The following is a 19,848-nucleotide window of genomic DNA, read 5'->3' on the forward strand; positions in this document are numbered from 1 at the left end:
CACCCCGCGACCCCGAGGACGGCACCACGCCGCCCCCGGGGTCGCCGTGTCGCCGAGGGACGGGCGGAGGTCAGGCCGGGTGAGGCTCCTACTTCGGCAGCAGGGGATAGCTCCCGGTGTTCGTCGGCGCGTGCTCCGGCAGCCACAGCACGGCGACCGCGCCCTCGGCGGGCACGCCCTCCGGCGCCCCCGCCGGCCGTACGTTGCGGAAGGTCAGCCGTGCCCCGAGCACCCGGGCCTGACCGGCCGCGATGGTCAGGCCCAGGCCGTGGCCGCGGCCCGCGCGGTCCGTACTGCCGGTGCGGAAGCGGCTCGGCCCCTCGGCGAGCAGGCCCACGGGGAAGCCCGGCCCGTGGTCGCGGACCCGGATGACCCGTCCCTCGACGGTGACCTCGACGGGCGGCCTGCCGTGCCGGGCGGCGTTGGCCAGCAGGTTGAACAGCACCCGCTCCAGGCGCCGGGGGTCGGTGGTGACCTCCGACTCGTGCACCACGCGTACGGCGATGCCGGGATCCTTCGCCGCGACCCGCCGGGCGACGAACTCGCCGAGGAGGATGTCCTGCAGTTCCGCCCGTTCGGACGCGCTGTCCAGCCGGGCGACCTCCAGGACGTCCTCCACGAGGGTGCGCATCGCCTTGGCCCGGTCCAGCACCAGCTCCGTCGGCCGGCCCGGCGGGAGCAGCTCGGCCGCGGTCAGCAGACCGGTCACCGGCGTGCGCAGCTCGTGCGCGATGTCGGCGGTGACCCGGCGCTCGGCCTCCAGCCGCTGCCGCAGCGCGTCCGCCATGGCGTCCACCGCGCTCGCCAGGTCGTCGGTCTCGTCCCGGACCACCCCGCCGATGGCGTCCCGCACCCGGACGTCCGTCTCGCCCTTGGCGACCCGGTTGGCGGCGCTGGCCGCCTTGCGCAGCCGCCGCGACAGGTGACCGCCCACGAGCACCCCGAGCGCGCTGCCGCCCAGCACCACCGCGATGGAGCCGATCACCAGGGCCTGGTCGAGATCCTCCAGGATGTCCGCGCTGCGGTCGGTGAAGCCGGAGTGCAGGGACATCACGTGCCCGTTCTTCAGCGGCACGGCCGCCCAGATGTCCGGTGCGCCGCTCCGGTCCGCCACATAGGTCGCCCGCCGTCCCGCCTCGACCTTCTCCCGGAGCTCCGCCGGCAGCTGCGGATCGTCGATCTTGGTGTTGGGGAAGTTCAGCCGCCCCGACAGCTCGTAGTTGCGCTGGGCGACCATGATGCGCTCGTCGGCCAGGTCGCGCGCGTTGTCCAGCATCGACACCCGTGCCGCGTTGTGCACCACCAGGCTCAGCACGAGCGCCACCAGCGCCCCCACCACCGCGATGGCCGCACTGAGCTTCCACCGCAGCCCCGCACCGATACCCGCCCGCTCGACGCACGCCGTCACCAGGCGCCGCACATACGCCCGCATCCGCCGGCTCAGGCCTTCAACTTGTAGCCGAAGCCACGGACCGTCTCGATGCGGTCCTGGCCGATCTTCGTACGCAGCCGCTGCACGTGGACGTCGACGACCCGCGTGTCACCGCCCCAGCCGTACTCCCACACCCGCTCCAGCAGCTTGTCGCGGGAGAGGACCGTGCCCGGTGCGGCGGAGAACTCCAGCAGCAGCCGCATCTCGGTCGGGGTCAGCGCCACCGGCTGCCCGGCCCTGCGCACCTCCATGCCCTCCGTGTCGATCTCCAGCTCGCCGAAGGACAGCAGGCCCCCGGCGTCCGGGGCGGCGTGCCCCTCCCGGCCGCTCTCCGCCCGCCCGAAGCGGCGCAGCACCGCGCGGATGCGGGCCAGCAGCACGGCCCCGTCGAAGGGTTTGGTCACGTAGTCGTCGGCGCCCGCCTCCAGGCCCAGCACCACGTCGATGGCGTCGGCCCGCGCCGACAGCATGATCACCGGGACCATCGACTCGTCCCGGATGCGCCGGCACAGGCTGACGCCGTCGAGTCCCGGCACCATGACGTCGAGGAGGGCGATGTCGGGCCGGTCTGCGCGGAACGCCTCCAGGCCCGCCAGCCCGTCGGGCTTCGCGGTGACCGCGAAGCCGTCCCGCTCCAGGGCGAGCTGGGTGGCCTCGCGGATGACGTCGTCGTCCTCGACGAACAGGACGTGGGTCTGGTCTGCCATGCCGCTGCTCTCTGTCCTCATGTGTTCTCGTGTCGGTGCCGGCGGCGGTCCTCCCCGGCCGGGCCCGGGGCGTTCTCCCGGCCCACCCCAGGGACGCGTGAGCCGCGCGGAGGGTTCATCCCTTCATCGGCCGGGACGGCCCCACCGGTTCAAGGAGTGAGCCACGTCTCAGATGTCGGGCGCGGGAGAGGGCTGCGGACCGGCCACCTGCCCGTAGTCGTTGTGTGTCCGGTACTCCTCGTGGAAGCCGCCCGACGCCCACCGGTACGTGATCACGTTCTCGCCCGAGGGACTCGACACCGGGTCGCCCCGGTCGTACACCTGCTTGGTCACCACCAGGTCGCCGCGGTCGATCTCCGCGTACACCGGAGGCTCCTCGGCGCTGAACACGTTGACGTACGAACCGCCCCGGTCGCGGTACACGTAGGAGCCCACACCCACCGCGTCGCCGCAGGTCAGCACGTTGACCACGACGTCGTCGACGGTTCCTCCGGTGAGGTTGCCGTAGCTCACGTCGACGGGGTACTCCTCGCCGACGCACGGTTCGAGGTCCCGCTTGACCTCCGCCGAGACCGCCGGGTCCGCCTTGACCAGCCGGACGGGGTCGACCCGGTCCGGGGTCCCCGAGGGCGGGACCGACGGCGCGGCCACGCTCGCCACCGATTCGGCGCGCGCCGGGCCCTCGTCCCGGGCACCGGTGCCGCCGGTGCCGCAGCCACCGGTGAACAACACGGCGGCGGCGAGCACGACCGTGGCCGTGATCACCGCCCGGGTGGTGGTGCGGGACCGTGTGGGCCCCGCGCCGGTCAGGCCGCGCAACGCTCCCGCTCCTCACGCTCCAGCGCGCGTGCGTCCAGTTCGCGTGCCTCCAGCTCCTCCCGGAGCCGGGCGAGCGCCCGATGCAGCGTGCTCTTGACCGTTCCGGCCGACATGCCGAGTGCGGCGGCCGTCTCGTCCGTGGACATCTGCTCCCAGTGTCGCAGCACCACGACACTGCGCTGCTTCGGGGCGAGCACCTTCAGTACGTCCATCAGCAGGGCCCGGTCCGCGTGCTGCTCGGTGGCGTCGTCCACACAGGACTCCGGGAGCTGCTCGGTGGGCACCTCCTCCAGCTTGCGGGCCCGCCACCACTCCGTCCGCGTGTTGATCATCACCCGGCGCAGGTAGGCGTCGGCCAGCCGCTTGTCCTCGATGGTCTCCCAGCGGCCGTACGTCCGTGCCAGCGCGGTCTGCAGCAGGTCCTGCGCGTCCACGGGGTCGGGGACCAGGCGGCGGGCGCTGCGCAGCAGCGCGTCCTGCCGGGTGCGCACGTACTCCTCGAACTCGAGCACCTCGCCCTGCGCCATGGTGTACCGCCTTCCGCTCCCCGTTCCGGCCCGCTCGCGCGAGTCGGCCGTACCGCCTGTGTTCCTCGGTCGTCGTGCCCTTGTCGAGCACGTGATCGAAGGTACGGAGGCGTTGTCACGGCACTGTCCGAAGCAGCTTGCGGGCAGCCCTCGGCTGTCCGTCGGTTGTGTAACGGAAGGAGGAAGGGGGTGAAGCGGACGGCTGTTTGATGCGGGTACGGGGTGATACGGCCGGGTCGTCGCGCCGTGAGGTCGTGACGGAGGAGCCGGCTGCGACGGATGCGGCGGGTGGTGCGACCGCCCGGGCCGGCCCGGCCCGGTCAGGTCGGGTCAGGTCATCGGAAGCCGGTACAGGCCGCCCGGCAGCGGTTCCACCAGCCCGTCGGCGACCAGACCGTCGAGCGCGCGGGCGCGCTGCACCGGTTCGTGCCACACCCGGTCCAGCACGGTCTGCGGTACCGGTCCGTGCGCCTCCCGCAGCACGGCGAGCAGCCGTCCGCGGACCTGCCGGTCCGTGCCCGCGTACGTCTGACCCCGGCGCGGCGGGCCGTCGTGGGCCGGCTTGCCCGCCAGCCGCCAGGCGCACTGCGCGGCGATCGGGCAGCGCTGGCACGACTCGTTCTTCGCCGTGCACACCAGTGCGCCCAGTTCCATGGAGGCGGCGGCCCACCGCGCGGCGGTGGCGGCGTCCTCCGGCAGCAGGGCCCTGGCGAGCCGGCGTTCGGCGGCGGTGGTGGCGTTCGGCGGGTACTGCGTACCGGTGACCGCGCGGGCGAACACCCGTCGGACGTTGGTGTCCAGCACCGCGTGCCGCTGCCCGTAGGCGAACGACGCCACGGCCGCGGCGGTGTACTCGCCGATACCGGGCAGCGCCAGCAGCTGGGCGTGGTCGGCCGGTACGTCGCCGCCGTGCCGTTCCGTTATGGCGACGGCGGCGCCGTGCAGCCGGAGCGCGCGGCGCGGGTAGCCGAGCCGGCCCCAGGCGCGGACGGCCTCGCCGGGCGCTTCCGCCGCGAGGTCGGCGGGGCGCGGCCAGCGGGCGAGCCACTGTTCGTAGACGGGCAGGACCCGGCTCACCGGGGTCTGCTGAAGCATGAACTCGCTGACCATCACTCCCCACGCGCCGGCCTCGGGGCGCCGCCACGGCAGGTCACGGGCGTGCTCGTCGAACCAGTCGATGACGGGGGAGTGCAGGGGCTCGCCGGGAGCATGCTCGGACGCGGGATCGGTGGTGCCGCCGTACGGGGGCTTCGTTGGCGCAGTCATGACGTCACCGATCCTGCCACGCCGGGCCCCGTCTCCGCGGGGAGCGCCACGGTCGCGCGGGCGCGGGGCACCCGCAAGAGCGCCGGTCGCTCCGCCGAGCGCCGGACACGGACGTCGGGCTGCGGGCGAGGCGGGCCGTCGGCGAGGAGTGCCCTCGCCGTCCCGCCCCAAGGGCTTCGCCCCCGGCCCCCTTCGCGCGGGGTGCCCCGCGCGGGGGCTCGCTCGGCGCCACGGGACCCGGCTGGAGGAGGAGCAATGTCGTGTCGGGGAAGGCACCCACGCCGCAGGGCACGCACCGGGTGCCGCGGTCGTCGTGGGGATGACGGGGGGCGACGACCGGAGGGCGGCTGTCACCTTCATCAACGGGGCTGCGGAAAGGGGAGTGGTCCGGGGCTCCGGGCGGCGGTTCGGGTCTGTTCGGTCCGAGCGCCGTCGTCACCGCGGTCGGCGGAATCCTTGAGGCGGGCCACCTGGGGTGAGAGCCGAACCACCGCCGGCCGGGGCGGGGTTGCCGAGGACCGTGCAGTTGACGTGCGGCGGGCATCCCGCGAGGGGCGTGACGGTGCCGGTGACCGCCCGGCACGGACGCCCCTGCGCGGCAACGGACATGAGCACCACGCCGCACAGGTACGTCGCGGCCGTGGCCAGAGGTGCAAGGGCCGCGATCGCGAAGGCGCGGGCGCCCGCGTGTCCGGCCCGCCACCAACAGCGCGACGCACACCGGCAGTCCGGATGTCGCCCCCGATCCCCGCTGTGAGCCGGACCCAACACGGGCTGTCGTGCGCGGAGTCGGTGGTGTTGTCGTGGAGCTCGCTGCCCAAGAGGCCCACCGTCACGGACGGTAGGCAAAAGGCCGGAACGGTCACACCCGGCGATCGTCGGGTGCCGTGCCTGGCCGAAGTCGGGGGTGCCGGGGCGGTTTCCGGGATGATGATCCGGAAAAGTTGTAGGTCGGGCGGCGGGTGGGACAAGCGAACGCGCCGATCTCTCGTATGGTTTGCGCCGTGGGATCTCTGCGCAATCCGGTCGGGCCGCTTCCCTCCTCCATTTACTGGCGACGGAGGGCCGTACTGCTGTCCGTGCTGGCCCTGTTGACGTTGTTGATCGCCTGGGTGGTGGTCTCCGGCAGCGGGGGCGGGGGCGGCGGTGACAACGGCGCCAACGGCAAGAATCCCGCCCCGTCCATCACGCCCGGACCGTCGAGTTCCGGTCCGGCGATCAGTCAGGCGCCGGGCGGACGCGACGAGTCGGGCGGCGACGACGGGTCCGGGGGTTCCGGCGGGTCCGGTGGATCGTCGTCCGGGGCGGGCGACGACGGCGCGGGCGGCGACCCCGCCGACTCCGGCGGATCGGACGGCGGTGCCGGCGGCAGTGCGGGCGGCGGTTCCGAGGGCGGTACGTCGGCCGGTGTCGGCGCGGGCGACGCGCTCCCGGCCGGATCCGGGTCGGGGCTGCCCAACTGCACCGCGAGCGCGGTGCAGTTCAGCCTGCGCAGTGCGCGCAACACGTACGAGCCCGGGCAGACGCCGACGTTCCTGCTGACCGCGCGGAACACCTCCGGCGGTGACTGCAAGATCGATCTCGGGCCGGAGAGCGCCGTGTTGACCGTGTCCCAGGCGAGCGGTGACGACGCGTTCTGGGCGTCGGACGACTGCCCCGAGGGCGCCCGCAGTCTGGTGTTCCGGGTGCCGGCGGGGGACAGCATCACCTACACGGTGAAGTGGGACCGCAAGGCGAGCGCGCCCGAGTGCGCGACGCCGAAGGCGGGCACCGCCGGTGCGGGCACCTACCTGGTGGAGGCGCAGGCGCCGGGGTTCGGCAAGGCCCGCACGTCGTTCGTGCTGGAAGCCGCATGACCCGGGCGGCGAACCCTCCCCCGGCCGGTCGCGGCCGGGGGTTTCCTACACGTACCGCTCGAGGATCGAGCTCTCGGCCAGTCGCGACAGCCCTTCGCGCACGCTCCGCGCCCGGGCCTCGCCCACCCCGTCCACCGTCTGCAGGTCGTCCACGCTCGCCGCGAGCAGCTTCTGCAGTCCCCCGAAGTGCTCCACCAGCCGGTCGATGATCGCCCTGGGGAGCCGGGGCACCTTCGCCAGCAGGCGGAAGCCGCGCGGCGACACCGCCGAGTCCAGGGTCTCGGGGGAGCCCGTGTACCCGAGGGCGCGGGCCACCGTCGACAGTTCCAGCAGTTCCGCCTGGGGGAGCGCGTCCAGTTCGTGCAGGGCCTCGTCGACCGTGCGGGAACGCTTGGCGGTGGGCTCGGGCACGTAGTCCCGCACGATGAGTTCGCGCTCCGGTTCCACGCCCGCGATCAACTCGTCGAGCTGCAGGGCGAGGAGACGCCCGTCGGTGCCCAGTTCGACCACGTATTCGGCGATTTCGGTGGCGATGCGGCGCACCATCTCCAGCCGCTGCGCGACCGCCGAGACGTCCCGGACGGTCACCAGGTCCTCGATCTCCAGCGCCGACAGCGTGCCGGCGACCTCGTCGAGGCGGAGCTTGTAGCGCTCCAGGGTGGCCAGTGCCTGGTTGGCGCGGGACAGGATCGCCGCGGAGTCCTCCAGGACCCGGCGGTGGCCGTCGACGTACAGCGCGATCAGGCGCATCGACTGCGACACCGAGACGACGGGGAAGCCGACCTGCTTGGAGACGCGGTCGGCGGTGCGGTGCCGGGTGCCGGTCTCCTCGGTGGGGATGGTGGGGTCCGGCACGAGCTGGACGCCGGCCCGCAGGATCTTGGACAGGTCGGACGACAGCACGATGCCGCCGTCGAGCTTGCACAGTTCGCGCAGCCGGGTCGCGGTGAACTCGACGTCCAGCACGAAACCGCCGCTGCACAGCGTCTCGACGGTCTTGTCGGAACCGAGCACGATGAGACCGCCGGTGTTGCCGCGGAGCACGCGCTCCAGGCCGTCACGCAGGCTGGTGCCCGGTGCCACGGCGCTCAGCGAGGCGCGCATCAGGCCATCGGAACCGGCACTCCCACCGGACTTTCCGGGAGCTGCTGCCCGGTCGTTGGCTGCCACTGCACTCCTCCGGTCGCAGATTCTGGGCGCCCCCGTTCAGACCTCCCGTCCGGATCGGGCCGGGCTCGGATGCCCCGGCGAACGAGAGGCCGCCACCGCACTCGGTTCGTACGGACGGGCGAGACCTGGGCAAAGTCTACCGGCGGTCCTCCGACTCCCGTGGGGCCTCTCGGCGACGGGAGCGCGGAAGGACGCGCAGCGCCTCCCCCATGTCCGCGACTTCCAGCACCTTCATGCCCGGCGGGACCTTGCCCGGGTCACCCGGGACCAGGGCGTGCGTGAAGCCCAGACGGTGGGCCTCGGCGAGCCTGCGCTGCACGCCCGTGACCCGTCTCACCTCGCCGGCGAGGCCGACCTCCCCGATCGCGACCAGGTTCTTCGGCAGCGGGGTGTCGCTCGCCGCCGACGCCAGGGCCAGGGCGACGGCCAGGTCCGCGGCAGGTTCCGTCAGCTTCACCCCGCCGACCGTCGCGGAGTAAATGTCCCTTTTGCCCAAGGCGCTGATGCGGCCGCGCTGTTCCAGCACCGCCAGCATCATCGACACGCGTGAGGTCTCCAGGCCGGACGTGGTGCGCCGGGGGGAGGGGATCTGCGAGTCGACGGTGAGCGCCTGCACTTCGGCGACCAGGGGGCGGCGGCCCTCCAGGGTGACGGTCAGACAGGTCCCCGGGACCGGTTCGTCACGACGGGTCAGGAAAAGTCCGCTGGGGTCCGCGAGGCCCGTGATGCCCTCGTCGTGCAGTTCGAAGCAGCCGACCTCGTCCGTCGTGCCGTAGCGGTTCTTGACGCCGCGCACCAGGCGCAGGCGCGCGTGCCGGTCGCCCTCGAAGTGCAGGACCACGTCCACCAGGTGCTCCAGCAGGCGCGGCCCGGCGATCGCGCCGTCCTTGGTGACGTGGCCCACCAGGAGCGTGGACATCCCGCGCTCCTTGGAGGCCCGGATCAGCGCGCCCGCCACCTCGCGGACCTGGGCCATGCCGCCCGGGGCGCCGTCGATCTCCGGGGACGCCACTGTCTGCACCGAGTCCATGATCAGCAGGGAGGGCTTCACGGCGTCCAAGTGGCCGAGCACGGCGGCCAGATCCGTCTCGGCGGCGAGGTACAGGTGGTCGTCGATGGCGTGGATGCGGTCGGCGCGCAGCCGGACCTGGCTCGCCGACTCCTCTCCCGTGACGTACAGCGTGGGGTGCTCCTCGCTCGCCGACTTGGCCGCGACGTCCAGCAGCAGCGTGGACTTGCCCACACCCGGCTCGCCCGCGACCAGCACCACCGCGCCGGGCACGAGCCCGCCGCCGAGCACCCGGTCCAGCTCGGGCACCCCGGTGGGGCGGGCGGTGGCCTGACGGCCGTCGACCTGGCCGATGGGCAGGGCGGAGGTGGTGACCCGCCCGGGCGTCGTCGTGCGGACCGCGGGCGCGCCGTACTCCTCGACCGTCCCCCAGGCCTGGCACTCGGGGCAGCGGCCGAGCCACTTGGCCGTCTGCCAGCCGCACTCGGTGCAGCGGTAGGACGGACGGTCCTTGGAGGTCTTGGTACGGGCAGCCATGCGGAAAAGGTAACGGCACGCTCTGACAACGGGCCGTCCGCACCCTCGCCGGGCACGCCCGCGACCGGTGGCGAAAGGTTCCTGTCCCCTATTGAGGGATCGTTTCACCCGTACGGATTAAAAGTGCGCAGGGCTCCGGGAGGGGCCGCCCCGAGGCGCCTACGGTCGCCGGATGACGAGCAGCGGCCCGGAGACCTCGCCCCGTACGACCGGAGCCCGCCGGACGCACCGGGAAGCGCGCGACCGCGGGGCCGCGCGCACCCTGGCGCGGCGGCCGGCCACCCGCTACGAACCGCATCTGGACGGCCTGTTCACGTACTGCCTGTCCGTGCTGTGCGACCACGACGCGGCGACCGCCGCCCTGGCCGACGTCCTCGCGCTCGCCGAGCGCCGCGGCCGGCACGCCCCGGACGAACTCGACGGCCGCAGGGCCTGGCTGTACGCGCTGGCCCGCTGGGCCTGCCTGCGCAAGCTGGCCGAGGCCAGGCGGAAGCGTCAGGCCGGCCACGCGGTGAGCCGCACCGGCCGGCGGCGTGCGGCGGGGGGCGCCACCGCTCCGGCCGTCTCCGAGGAGGTGCGGGAGCGGCGCCGCGGCGAACTGGCCGAACTGGCCTGGCCGGAGGCCGCCGGCACCACCCCGGAGCAGCGCGAGGCGCTCGAACTCGCCGTGCGCCACCATCTCGCCGCACACGAGGTCGCCTCCGTGCTGGGCATGGAACCGGCCGCCGCGCGGGCGCTGCTCGCCACCGCCGCCTGTGAGGTGGAACGCACCCGCGCGGCGCTCGCCGTCGTCGAGGACGGCACCTGCCCCGGCGTGGCGCACCTCACCGGCGACCGGCGGCTCGTGCTCAGCGCGACGCTGCGCCAGGAACTCGTCCGGCACGTCGACGACTGCCCGCGCTGCCGCCGCAGCGCCGAACGGGCCGTACCGGGCCGCTGGCCGGGCACCAGCGTCACCCCGGACGCGCTGCCCGTCCTGCCGGCGCCCGGCGCGGACCTGCACGCCGCCCTGGCGCACGCCCCGCGCGCGCGGGGCGCCGCGCCCCGTTTCGACCGGCGCGGTTTCCCCATGAACCCCAGGGACCGTGTCGCGCGCCGTGACCGGATGCGCGCGCGGGCCGTCACGACGACCGTGGTCGCCACCGTCGTCGCCGCGCCGGTGCTGGCGCTGTGGGCGGCCTACCGCGGCACTCCGACCGGAGAGGCCCACGACGGCCGTTCCGCCTCCGCGCGGGAGGACGGCGGCACCGTCGACCTCGACGGCCGGGAGGCGGGAGCCGGGTACGAGAACACCGGCAACGCCAGCACCCGCCCCGGTCCTCCCTTCGGTGAGGACGGCGAGGCGGACGTGTCGGTGGAGGTCGTCGGCGCCGCCGGCGCGGGGAGCGAGGGCGCCGCGACGCTCGGCGTCACGGCCGGGCACAGCGGCGACACCACGCTGATCACCCTCACCGCGACGGGCTCCGAGCCGGTCCGCTGGTCGGTGTCCACGGGAGCGCCGTGGCTGTATCCGAGCCGGTCCTCGGGAACACTCGCCCCCGGCGAGTCGGTGACGGTCCGGGTGCACGTCGACCAGTTGCGCGAGCCGGCGGGCCACTGGAGCGCGACCGTGGCCGTCGCGCCGTCCGGTGCGGTCGTGACCATCGACGGCTACGGCACCGCCCACGGCGGCGGCGCGCCCTCCGGCCACCCGGGCGGGCCGGGGACCGCGCACCCCGGCACCCCGAGCGGGCCGCCCCCGTCGTCGCCCGACCCGGAGCCGGCGCCCACCACGCCGGAGCCCTCCGAGCCCCCGCCGGACGACCCGCCCACCTCGCCCGGCCCGGAGCCGACGGACGGCGGCCCCACACCCACCGGACCGACGCCCGGCGAGCCGGTGCCCACGGACTCGGGAACGGCCCCGGGCGACGCCTCACCACCCGCCGGCGGCGATCCGGGTCCGGCCGCCCCGTAACCGGGCCGGTGTCAGGCGGGGTCCGCCGGATGCGGCGCCAGCAGCGGCAGCTGCGAGGCCAGCCGCTCCTCGCACAGCTCGACCAGACGGTCGTAGCCCGCCTTGCCCATCAGCTCGGTCAGCTCCGCGCGGTAGGAGACGTACACCGGGTCCCCGGCGCCGTGCGCCGAGGTGGCCGAGGTGCACCACCAGTGCAGGTCGTGGCCGCCGGGGCCCCAGCCGCGGCGGTCGTACTCACCGATCGAGACCTGCAGCACCCGCGTGTCGTCGGGCCGGTCGATCCACTCGTAGGTCCGCCGCACCGGCAGCTGCCAGCACACGTCCGGCTTGGTCTCCAGCGGCTCGCGGCCCTCCTTGAGGGCGAGGATGTGCAGCGAGCAGCCCATGCCGCCCGCGAACCCCGGCCGGTTCTGGAAGATGCACGAGCCCTGGAACGGCCGGGTCTGGCGGTCGCCGTCCTCGTCCTCGGAGACCCAGCCGTCGCGCGTGCCCTCGGCGTGGTGCTGCCAGATGTCCGGTGTGAGCCTCGCCACATGCCCGGCGACCCGCTTCTCGTCGTCCTCGTCGGAGAAGTGGGCACCCAGGGTGCAGCACCCGTCGTCCGCGCGGCCGGCCTGGATGCCCTGGCAGCCGCTGCCGAAGATGCAGTTCCAGCGAGAGGTCAGCCATGTCAGATCGCAGCGGAAGACCTGCTCGTCGTCCGCCGGATCAGGAAATTCCACCCATGCGCGGGCGAAGTCCAGGCCCTTCTCGTCGTCCACCGGCGGTGCCGCTGCCGGCGTCCGCGGTGCTGTCGCCCGCGAAGGACCCCCGGACTGTCCGGCCAGTTTCTCCTTCTTGGCCTTCTTGTCCGTCTTCGCGTCCTTCGTCTTTTTCGTCTTTGGCACCCGTCCAGGGTAAGTCGCCCGCGCCCGGGTCCGGGACCGGCTCGGCCACCGCGGAGGGGGCAACACGCCGCGCTGCGGGCAGTAGCGTTCCGTACATGAGACTCGGTGTCCTCGACGTGGGTTCGAACACGGTGCATCTGCTGGTGGTGGACGCGCACCCCGGCGCGTGTCCGCTGCCCGCGCACTCGCACAAGGTCGAACTGCGCCTCGCCCAGCTCCTCGACGGCAGCGGGGCGATCGGCGCGGACGGGGTGGACCGGCTGATCGCGGTCGTCCAGGAGGCGCTGCGGGCGGCCGAGGACAAAGGCGTCGAGGAACTGCTGCCGTTCGCGACCTCGGCGGTGCGCGACGCGGACAACGCCGACGAGGTCCTCGCCCGCGTGCGGGAGGACACCGGGGTCGAACTCCAGGTGCTCAGCGGAGCGGAGGAGGCCCGGCTCACCTTCCTCGCCGCACGCCGCTGGTACGGCTGGTCGGCCGGGAAGCTGCTCGTCGTCGACATCGGCGGCGGTTCCCTGGAGATCGCCTACGGCATGGACGAGGAGCCCGACACGGCGGTGTCGCTGCCGCTCGGCGCCGGCCGCCTCACCGCCGGCTGGCTGCCCGCCGACCCGCCCGAGGCGGACGACGTGCGCGCGCTGCGCCGCCATGTGCGCACCGAGATAGCGCGCACGGTGGGGGACTTCAGCCGCCTCGGCGCCCCCGACCACGTGGTGGCCACCTCCAAGACCTTCAAGCAGCTCGCCCGCCTCTCGGGCGCCGCCCGCTCCGCCGAGGGCCTGTACGTGCAGCGCGAGCTGAAGCGGGAGTCCCTGGAGGCCTGGGTGCCGAGGCTCGCCGCCATGACGGCCGCCGAGCGCGCGGAGCTCCCCGGCGTCTCCGAGGCCCGCGCGGGCCAGCTGCTGGCCGGCGCGCTGGTCGCCGAGGGCGCGATGGACCTGTTCGGCATCGAACGCCTGGAGATCTGCCCCTGGGCCCTGAGGGAGGGCGTCATACTCCGCCGCCTGGACCACATGGGCGAGGGCTGACCCGCGCCGGAGCAGGGGGGCGGGGAGGCGGCGGGACCGGGCCCGCACCGGCCGCCGCCGCGCCGCGCGCGACCCCGCGCCCGGCTATGGCACTCACCACAACGGCGAGCGGGCACCCCGCACCGACCCGATCCCACCCCGTAACCTGAGGCTCGTGGCAGAACCAAGGGACGTAGTCCGCATCCCGGATGCGAAGGTCGCCCTGTCGACGGCCTCCGTCTACCCGGAGTCGACGGCGACGGCCTTCGAGATCGCCGCGCGCCTCGGGTACGACGGCGTCGAGGTCATGGTCTGGACCGACCCGGTCAGCCAGGACATCGAGGCCCTGCGCAGACTCAGCGACTACCACCGCATCCCCGTCCTCGCCGTCCACGCGCCGTGCCTGCTCATCACGCAGCGCGTGTGGTCCACCGACCCCTGGACCAAGCTCCAGCGCGCCAGGACGGCCGCGGAGAAGCTCGGCGCCGGCACGGTCGTCGTCCACCCCCCGTTCCGCTGGCAGCGGCAGTACGCGCGTGACTTCGTCGACGGCGTCTGGCGGATGGCGAACGAGACGGACGTGCGGTTCGCGGTGGAGAACATGTACCCCTGGCGCTACCGCGACCGGGAGATGCTCGCGTACGCCCCCGACTGGGACGTCACCAAGGAGGACTACCGCCACTTCACGATCGACCTCAGCCACGCCTCGACCGCGCGCACCGACACCCTGGGGATGATCGACCGCATGGGCGACCGCCTCGGCCACGTGCACCTCGCCGACGGCAAGGGCTCCGCCAAGGACGAGCACCTGGTGCCCGGCCGCGGCGACCAGCCCTGCGCGGAGGTGCTGGAGGGCCTGGCGCGCAGCGGCTTCGACGGCCATGTCGTCATCGAGGTCAACACCCGCCGGGCCATGTCGAGCGCGGAGCGCGAGGCCGACCTGGCCGAGGCCCTGGCGTTCACCCGCCTGCACCTGGCCTCCGCCGGCTCCGCGATCCGGGTGCCCCGCCGGTGACCGGCGTGACCGCGAGCGACGGCCCGGGCGCCCCGGCGGCGGGCGCTTCCGCCTCGGGTGCCTCTCCCTCGGGCGCCTCCGCCCGGGGGGACGACACCCCCCGGCGCCGCGGCCGCCCGCCGCGCACGGAGGCGGCCGGGACCCGGGACCGCATCCTCGAAGCGGCCCGCGCCGAGTTCTCCGCTCGGGGGTACGACAAGACCTCCGTACGGGGGATCGCCAAGTCGGCCGGGGTCGACTCCGCGCTGGTGCACCACTACTTCGGCACCAAGGAGCAGGTCTTCGAGGCCGCCGTCGAGGTCGCCTTCGCGCCCGCGTTCGCCGTACGGGACACCCTCGTCGACGGTCCCCTGGAGGAGGCCGGCGAGCGGATGACCCGCATGATCATCGGTCTCTGGGAGAGCCCGGTCACCCGGGCCCCGCTGCTCGCGATCGTCCGCTCCGCCGTGAACAACGAGACGGCCGCCGCGGTCTTCCGCCGCCTGGTCGCCGGTCAGCTGCTGCGCCGGATCGCCGGGCGGCTCGACGTGCCGGACGCGGAGCTGCGGGCCGAGCTCGCCGCCGCCCAGCTGGTCGGGATCGCGATGGTCCGGTACGTGATCAAGGTGGAGCCGCTGGCCTCCGCGGACGCCGAGCAGATCATCGCGCGGGTGGCGCCGGTCGTGCAGGGGCACCTCACCGGCGGCTGAGGCGCGTGCCACGCCGGCGGGTGCGCTGTACGCCGGCGAGGGCGCCGCACCCCGCGGGGCGCTTCCCGCCCGGGCCGGACTGAGACATTCGTCCCGTATCGCGGACACCTCGTCCCGCCCACTGGATGTCCGGCGTACGCTCGGGTGCAGTCAGAACTCTCTGGCCGAGACTCCCCGAAGGTCTGAAGGAGCGAGCGACGATGCCCGAGCTGAGGTCCCGCACAGTCACCCACGGCCGCAACATGGCGGGCGCCCGCGCCCTGATGCGCGCCTCCGGTGTACCCGGCGCGGACATCGGACGGAAGCCGATCATCGCCGTCGCCAACAGCTTCACCGAGTTCGTCCCCGGCCACACCCACCTCGCCCCGGTCGGCCGGATCGTCAGCGAGGCGGTCGTCGCGGCCGGCGGCATCCCGCGCGAGTTCAACACGATCGCCGTCGACGACGGCATCGCCATGGGCCACGGCGGCATGCTGTACTCCCTGCCCTCCCGCGACCTGATCGCGGACAGCGTGGAGTACATGGTCGAGGCGCACCGCGCGGACGCCCTGATCTGCATCTCCAACTGCGACAAGATCACCCCGGGCATGCTCAACGCGGCCCTGCGCCTGAACATCCCCACGGTGTTCGTCTCCGGCGGCCCGATGGAGTCCGGCCGCGCCACCCTGGTCGACGGCACGGTGCGCACGCTGGACCTGATCGACGCGATGGTCGAGTCGGCCAACGAGAAGACCTCCGACGAGGACGTCCTGCGCATCGAGGAGAACGCCTGCCCGACCTGCGGGTCCTGTTCCGGCATGTTCACCGCCAACTCGATGAACTGCCTGACGGAGGCCATCGGCCTCTCCCTCCCGGGCAACGGCTCGGTCCTGGCCACCCACACCGCCCGCAAGGCGCTCTACGAGAACGCCGCGCGTACGGTGATGGACCTGACCCGCCGCTACTACGAGCAGGACGACGACTCGGTCCTGCCCCGCAACATCGCTACCCCCGCGGCCTTCGAGAACGCCATGGCGCTCGACATCGCGATGGGCGGCTCCACCAACACGATCCTGCACCTGCTGGCCGCCGCCCAGGAGGGCGAGGTCCCCTTCGGCCTCACCGAGATGGACGCCCTCTCGCGCCGCGTCCCCTGCCTGGCGAAGGTCGCTCCGAACGTCGCCAAGGACCGCACGTACTACATGGAGGACGTGCACCGCGCGGGAGGCATCCCCGCCCTGCTGGGCGAGCTGCACCGCGCGGGTCTGCTCAACGAGGACGTCCACTCCGTCCACAGCCCCTCCCTGGCGGACTGGCTGAAGACCTGGGACATCCGCGGCGGCTCCCCGTCGCAGGAGGCCGTGGAGCTGTGGCACGCGGCCCCCGGATGCGTCCGCTCCGCCGAGGCCTTCTCCCAGTCCGAGCGCTGGGAGGCCCTCGACGAGGACGCCGAGGGCGGCTGCATCCGCTCCGCCGAGCACGCGTACTCCAAGGACGGCGGCCTGGCGGTGCTGCGCGGCAACCTCGCCGTCGACGGCTGCGTCGTCAAGACCGCCGGCGTCGACGAGTCCATCTGGACCTTCGAGGGCCCGGCGGTCGTCTGCGAGTCGCAGGACGAGGCCGTCGAGAAGATCCTCACCAGGCAGGTGACGGAGGGCGACGTCGTCGTCATCCGCTACGAGGGCCCCAAGGGCGGCCCCGGCATGCAGGAGATGCTCTACCCGACGTCGTACCTGAAGAGCCGCGGCCTCGGCAAGGCCTGCGCCCTGATCACCGACGGCCGCTTCTCCGGCGGCACGTCCGGCCTGTCCATCGGCCACGCCTCCCCGGAGGCGGCCTCGGGCGGCACCATCGCCCTGGTCGAGGACGGCGACCGCATCCGCATCGACATCCCGAACCGCTCGATCGAGCTGCTGGTCGACGAGGCGGAACTGGCCCGCCGCGAGCAGGCCCTGAACGGCCGGTACGCCCCGAAGAACCGCGACCGCAAGGTCTCCGCGGCCCTGAAGGCGTACGCCGCGATGGCGACCAGCGCGGACAAGGGCGCGGTGCGGGACGTGAGCAAGCTGGGCTGACCCCCCCGCCGACCACAGGGCCGCTCCCGCACCGCGGGGGCGGCCCTGCGCCGTCACCGGGCAGGGGCCGCTCACGCCCGGCCGGGGCCGCCCGCCGGCCTCACCAGCCGGCCGGGTCGTCTCCCGCCACGCCGAACACCGTTCCGTCGGGGGCGCCGGCGTAGACGTGGCCGCCCGCGAGCACCGGCGCGGGCAGCGAGGCGGGGACCCGGTCGGAGTCGGCGCCGAGCCGCGGCCGGGTCTGCCCGAGCAGCTTGCCCGTGCGGGCGTCGACCCCCAGCAGCCGCCCGTCGGGGGCGGTGACGTACACGTGCCGTCCGTCGGAGACGGGCACCGAGCCCCGGCTCACACCCGTCTCCAGCCGCCACCGCTGCTTCCCCGCCGCCATGTCGACGGCCACCAGCGAACCGCCCGCGCCCATGAGGTGCACGGTGTCGCCGCGCACGCCGGCCGCCGCGGCCGCGACCGGGACGGGCAACGTCACCCGGCGGGCCTCCCCGGTGCCGGGCGTGTAGCGGACCACGGCCGTCGCGTCCCCGTACACCGGACCGCCGACGACGAGGTACAGGGCCCCGTCCGCCGTGCCGACGGGCGTCAGCGACCCCTCGAGGTCCGCGTCCCACCGCACGTCACCCGTCACCGGATCCACCGCGGTGACCCGGGTCCGGCCGCCGTCAGCGGACGGACTCGTCGCGTACGCGGACGGCCCCACGGGCTCCCCGGGCTCCTCGGCGAACGAGACGAAGTACGGCACCGCCTGCCCCGGGATCCGGTGGGACCACCTGGTCTCGCCCGAGGCGGCGTCCACGCCGGTCACCGTCCCGTCGGCGCGGGTCAGCAGGAGCATGTCGTCGACCGCCCGCACCCCGTCGTACGCGGGCGTCTCCTCCCGCCACACCGGACGGCCCGTGGCCGGATCGAGCGCCTCCAGGTCGCCGATCAGGTCGAGGGAGGGCTGGACGAGGCCGCCCGAGACGACGGGGGGCTCGCTCCGGGTCGTCCCCGCGACATCGTGCCGCCACAGGGTGCGGCCGTCGGACGGATCGAGGGCGAAGACCCGGCCCGGCAGCCCGCACAGCAGCCCCGGCGCCCCGTACGAGCACTGCGGCATGCCGCCCGCCTCCGGGACGGGCGCCGCCTCCCACGCCCCGAAGCCCGCCGGTGTGCTCGGTGCGGCGGAGGTCCTCCGCGCCGGTTCCGTACCGTCGTCGAACACCTGGACCACCGTGAGCCCGCCGAGTACGGCGAGGCACAGCACCCCGGCCACCAGAACCGTCCGCCTGCCGAGGCGCCGCAGCGACCGTCGGCCCGGTGCGTCCGCCCGCTCCTCCCGCGCCGGGGGCTCCTCTTGCGGAGCCTCCGGACTCCGCGGCGCCGGTACGAACACCTGGGTGTCGTAGGCCGCCGCCACCGACCGCAGCTCGCCCATCAGTTCGTCCGGCGTGGGGCGGTCGTCGGGCTCCTTGGCGAGGCACCGCAGCACCAGCGGCGCCAGCGACTCCGGCACGCCGGTCAGGTCGGGCTCGTCGTGCACCACCTGGTAGGCGACGACGTACGGGCTGTCGGAGTCGAACGGGCCGCGCCCCGTCGTCGCGTGCACCATGAGCGAGCCGAGCGCGAACACGTCGGCCGCGGGGCCCACTTCACGGGGACGCCGGAACTGCTCGGGCGCCATGAAGGGCGGCGTGCCGATCAGCTTCCCGGTCTCGGTGCGCAGTTCGCTGTCCCGTGGCCGGGAGATGCCGAAGTCGATGACTTTCGGACCGTCCTCGGCGAGCAGCACGTTGCTCGGCTTCAGATCCCGGTGCACGACCCCGACCCGGTGGATGTCGCGCAGTGCCTCCGCGAGCCCGGCCATCAGCCGACGGGACTGGTCCGGGTCCATGGGGCCGTTCCGCTTCACCTGCTCGGAGAGCGTCGGGCCGGGAATGTAGAGGGTGGCCATCCAGGGCCGCCCGCCCTCCGGATCGGCGTCGACGACCGGCGCGGTGAAGGCGCCGCTCACCCGCCGCGCCGCGGCCACCTCCTGCCGGAACCGCCCCCTGAACTCGGGGTCCATGGCGTACCGGGCGTGCACGACCTTCACCGCGACCCGCATCCCGGAGGTGCTCCGGGCCAGATGCACGACGCCCATGCCGCCCGAGCCCAGACAGGACTCCAGACGGTAGTGACCGGCGTACTCCGGAAGTTCCGCTTCCGCGCCCGCTCCGGCGTTCCGCTGCGGCGCCATGGAACCACCCCCGTGCTGTTCGTTCGCGCGCGCGACGCTCGGAGCCTAGTCGATGGTGTGTACGGGACCGAGGCGGCTTGCCCACGTCTGTGTGCGAAAGAAGAACTGGTGTTTCATGGCTGGATCCGGGGGAATCAACGTGGCCCCACGACAGTCGTGGGGCTCAACGGGGGAGGTTTTCTCATGTCTGTCGACCAGACACCGGAGATCGCGGGTGGCGAGGGGAAGGCGGTCACGGCGACCGCGGCGGCGGCTTCCTACCCGGTGGCACCGGGCTACCGGGTGAACGTCCGCAGCGGCCCCGGCACCGGCTACGCGATCGTCCGGGTCCTGTCGGAGGGCTCCTGGGTCCGGATCGGCTGCCAGACGACGGGCACCCGTGTCACGGGCCCGTACGGCACCTCGTCCATCTGGGACAACATCGGCAGCGGCCAGTACGTCTCCGACGCCTACATCCGCACCGGCAGCGACGGCTACGTCGCCCCGCGCTGCTGAGGCCGCGAGAGGAGCACGCCGGCACGTTTCAGGTGTCGCCGGGCCACGGTTGTGCCATGGTCGCGGGCCTCTCGCTCACGGCCTGTCGGGGAGACGAAGTCGGTCACCCTCGACTGGCCGGGGGGTGCCTCTATGTCCTTCGTCAAGCGAGTCGGGGGCTCCTCGGCTCGTAGAAGGTGCCGTCGCGGAGCATG

At 73.8% G+C, this 19,848-nt stretch carries 16 protein-coding genes; 7 read left to right on the forward strand and 9 right to left on the reverse strand.

Annotated features, from left to right (window positions below):
• Positions 1-88: 88 nt before the first annotated feature.
• The 5 genes from cseC to IE172_RS33680 form a co-directional block, all read right to left on the reverse strand.
• Positions 89-1,432, reverse strand: a complete 1,344-nt coding sequence (cseC, locus tag IE172_RS33660) for a two-component system sensor histidine kinase CseC (protein WP_190101169.1) — start codon at positions 1,430-1,432, stop codon at positions 89-91.
• 8 nt (positions 1,433-1,440) lie between these two features.
• A complete protein-coding gene (gene cseB / locus IE172_RS33665) occupies positions 1,441-2,139 on the reverse strand; it encodes a two-component system response regulator CseB (RefSeq protein ID WP_190101170.1) in 699 nt (232 codons plus the stop codon).
• A gap of 168 nt (positions 2,140-2,307) precedes the next feature.
• Positions 2,308-2,958: a hypothetical protein gene (locus tag IE172_RS33670; RefSeq protein WP_190101171.1), complete on the reverse strand. Its 651-nt coding sequence runs from the start codon at positions 2,956-2,958 to the stop codon at positions 2,308-2,310.
• Positions 2,946-3,485, reverse strand: a complete 540-nt coding sequence (locus IE172_RS33675) for a SigE family RNA polymerase sigma factor (protein WP_190101172.1) — start codon at positions 3,483-3,485, stop codon at positions 2,946-2,948. Before IE172_RS33675 ends, IE172_RS33670 begins: the two co-directional genes overlap by 13 nt.
• 330 nt (positions 3,486-3,815) lie before the next feature.
• Positions 3,816-4,751 carry an HhH-GPD family protein gene (locus tag IE172_RS33680; protein WP_190101173.1) on the reverse strand — a complete coding sequence of 312 codons (936 nt, stop codon included), beginning with the start codon at positions 4,749-4,751 and terminating at the stop codon, positions 3,816-3,818.
• Between the two features lie 1,004 nt (positions 4,752-5,755).
• On the opposite strand from IE172_RS33680, the gene IE172_RS33685 reads away from it, so the two are divergent.
• Complete coding sequence (locus IE172_RS33685) at positions 5,756-6,607, forward strand: hypothetical protein (protein WP_190101174.1); 852 nt, start codon at positions 5,756-5,758, stop codon at positions 6,605-6,607.
• Positions 6,608-6,652: 45 nt separating this feature from the next.
• Here IE172_RS33685 and disA read toward each other — a convergent pair whose 3' ends face one another.
• Together disA and radA are read right to left on the reverse strand one after the other, a co-directional pair.
• Positions 6,653-7,777, reverse strand: a complete 1,125-nt coding sequence (gene disA, locus IE172_RS33690) for a DNA integrity scanning diadenylate cyclase DisA (RefSeq protein ID WP_190101175.1) — start codon at positions 7,775-7,777, stop codon at positions 6,653-6,655.
• 136 nt (positions 7,778-7,913) lie between these two features.
• A complete protein-coding gene (radA, locus tag IE172_RS33695; protein ID WP_190101176.1) occupies positions 7,914-9,323 on the reverse strand; it encodes a DNA repair protein RadA in 1,410 nt (469 codons plus the stop codon).
• A 172-nt stretch (positions 9,324-9,495) separates the two neighbouring features.
• Here radA and IE172_RS33700 point away from each other — a divergent pair, with 172 nt between their 5' ends.
• Positions 9,496-11,277: a BACON domain-containing protein gene (locus tag IE172_RS33700; protein WP_190101177.1), complete on the forward strand. Its 1,782-nt coding sequence runs from the start codon at positions 9,496-9,498 to the stop codon at positions 11,275-11,277.
• Positions 11,278-11,288: 11 nt separating this feature from the next.
• On the opposite strand, the gene IE172_RS33705 is transcribed toward IE172_RS33700, so the two are convergent.
• Complete coding sequence (locus IE172_RS33705) at positions 11,289-12,164, reverse strand: DUF3109 family protein (protein WP_190101178.1); 876 nt, start codon at positions 12,162-12,164, stop codon at positions 11,289-11,291.
• A 95-nt stretch (positions 12,165-12,259) separates the two neighbouring features.
• On the opposite strand from IE172_RS33705, the gene IE172_RS33710 reads away from it, so the two are divergent.
• From IE172_RS33710 to ilvD, 4 genes are all read left to right on the forward strand, one after another.
• On the forward strand, positions 12,260-13,192 hold the full coding sequence (locus tag IE172_RS33710; RefSeq protein WP_190101179.1) for a Ppx/GppA family phosphatase: 933 nt from the start codon (positions 12,260-12,262) through the stop codon (positions 13,190-13,192).
• Positions 13,193-13,346: 154 nt separating this feature from the next.
• Positions 13,347-14,186: a sugar phosphate isomerase/epimerase family protein gene (locus tag IE172_RS33715; RefSeq protein ID WP_190101180.1), complete on the forward strand. Its 840-nt coding sequence runs from the start codon at positions 13,347-13,349 to the stop codon at positions 14,184-14,186.
• The gene (locus tag IE172_RS33720) at positions 14,183-14,875 is read left to right on the forward strand and encodes a TetR/AcrR family transcriptional regulator (protein WP_190101181.1); all 693 of its coding nucleotides are present in this window, start codon (positions 14,183-14,185) and stop codon (positions 14,873-14,875) included. Before IE172_RS33715 ends, IE172_RS33720 begins: the two co-directional genes overlap by 4 nt.
• 200 nt (positions 14,876-15,075) lie before the next feature.
• Positions 15,076-16,929, forward strand: coding sequence for a dihydroxy-acid dehydratase (ilvD, locus tag IE172_RS33725; protein WP_190101182.1), 1,854 nt, complete (start codon positions 15,076-15,078; stop codon positions 16,927-16,929).
• Between the two features lie 100 nt (positions 16,930-17,029).
• Here ilvD and IE172_RS33730 read toward each other — a convergent pair whose 3' ends face one another.
• Positions 17,030-19,159, reverse strand: a complete 2,130-nt coding sequence (locus IE172_RS33730) for a serine/threonine-protein kinase (protein ID WP_190101183.1) — start codon at positions 19,157-19,159, stop codon at positions 17,030-17,032.
• Between the two features lie 183 nt (positions 19,160-19,342).
• On the opposite strand from IE172_RS33730, the gene IE172_RS33735 reads away from it, so the two are divergent.
• Entirely contained in the window at positions 19,343-19,654 is a 312-nt protein-coding gene (locus tag IE172_RS33735; protein ID WP_190101184.1) for an SH3 domain-containing protein, read from the forward strand.
• Positions 19,655-19,848: the final 194 nt, after the last annotated feature.

It is taken from the genome of Streptomyces griseoflavus, from assembly GCF_014649995.1.
GTDB classification, from domain to species: domain Bacteria; phylum Actinomycetota; class Actinomycetes; order Streptomycetales; family Streptomycetaceae; genus Streptomyces; species Streptomyces griseoflavus.

Excerpts from the sequence above, each read along its gene's own strand:
- cseC (WP_190101169.1), bottom strand. The coding sequence starts at position 1,432 with ATGCGGGCGTATGTGCGGCGCCTGGTGACGGCGTGCGTCGAGCGGGCG.
- cseB (WP_190101170.1), bottom strand. The coding sequence starts at position 2,139 with ATGGCAGACCAGACCCACGTCCTGTTCGTCGAGGACGACGACGTCATC.
- IE172_RS33675 (WP_190101172.1), bottom strand. The coding sequence starts at position 3,485 with ATGGCGCAGGGCGAGGTGCTCGAGTTCGAGGAGTACGTGCGCACCCGG.
- IE172_RS33680 (WP_190101173.1), bottom strand. The coding sequence starts at position 4,751 with ATGACTGCGCCAACGAAGCCCCCGTACGGCGGCACCACCGATCCCGCG.
- radA (WP_190101176.1), bottom strand. The coding sequence starts at position 9,323 with ATGGCTGCCCGTACCAAGACCTCCAAGGACCGTCCGTCCTACCGCTGC.
- IE172_RS33700 (WP_190101177.1), top strand. The coding sequence starts at position 9,496 with ATGACGAGCAGCGGCCCGGAGACCTCGCCCCGTACGACCGGAGCCCGC.
- IE172_RS33710 (WP_190101179.1), top strand. The coding sequence starts at position 12,260 with ATGAGACTCGGTGTCCTCGACGTGGGTTCGAACACGGTGCATCTGCTG.
- ilvD (WP_190101182.1), top strand. The coding sequence starts at position 15,076 with ATGCCCGAGCTGAGGTCCCGCACAGTCACCCACGGCCGCAACATGGCG.
- IE172_RS33730 (WP_190101183.1), bottom strand. The coding sequence starts at position 19,159 with ATGGCGCCGCAGCGGAACGCCGGAGCGGGCGCGGAAGCGGAACTTCCG.
- IE172_RS33735 (WP_190101184.1), top strand. The coding sequence starts at position 19,343 with ATGTCTGTCGACCAGACACCGGAGATCGCGGGTGGCGAGGGGAAGGCG.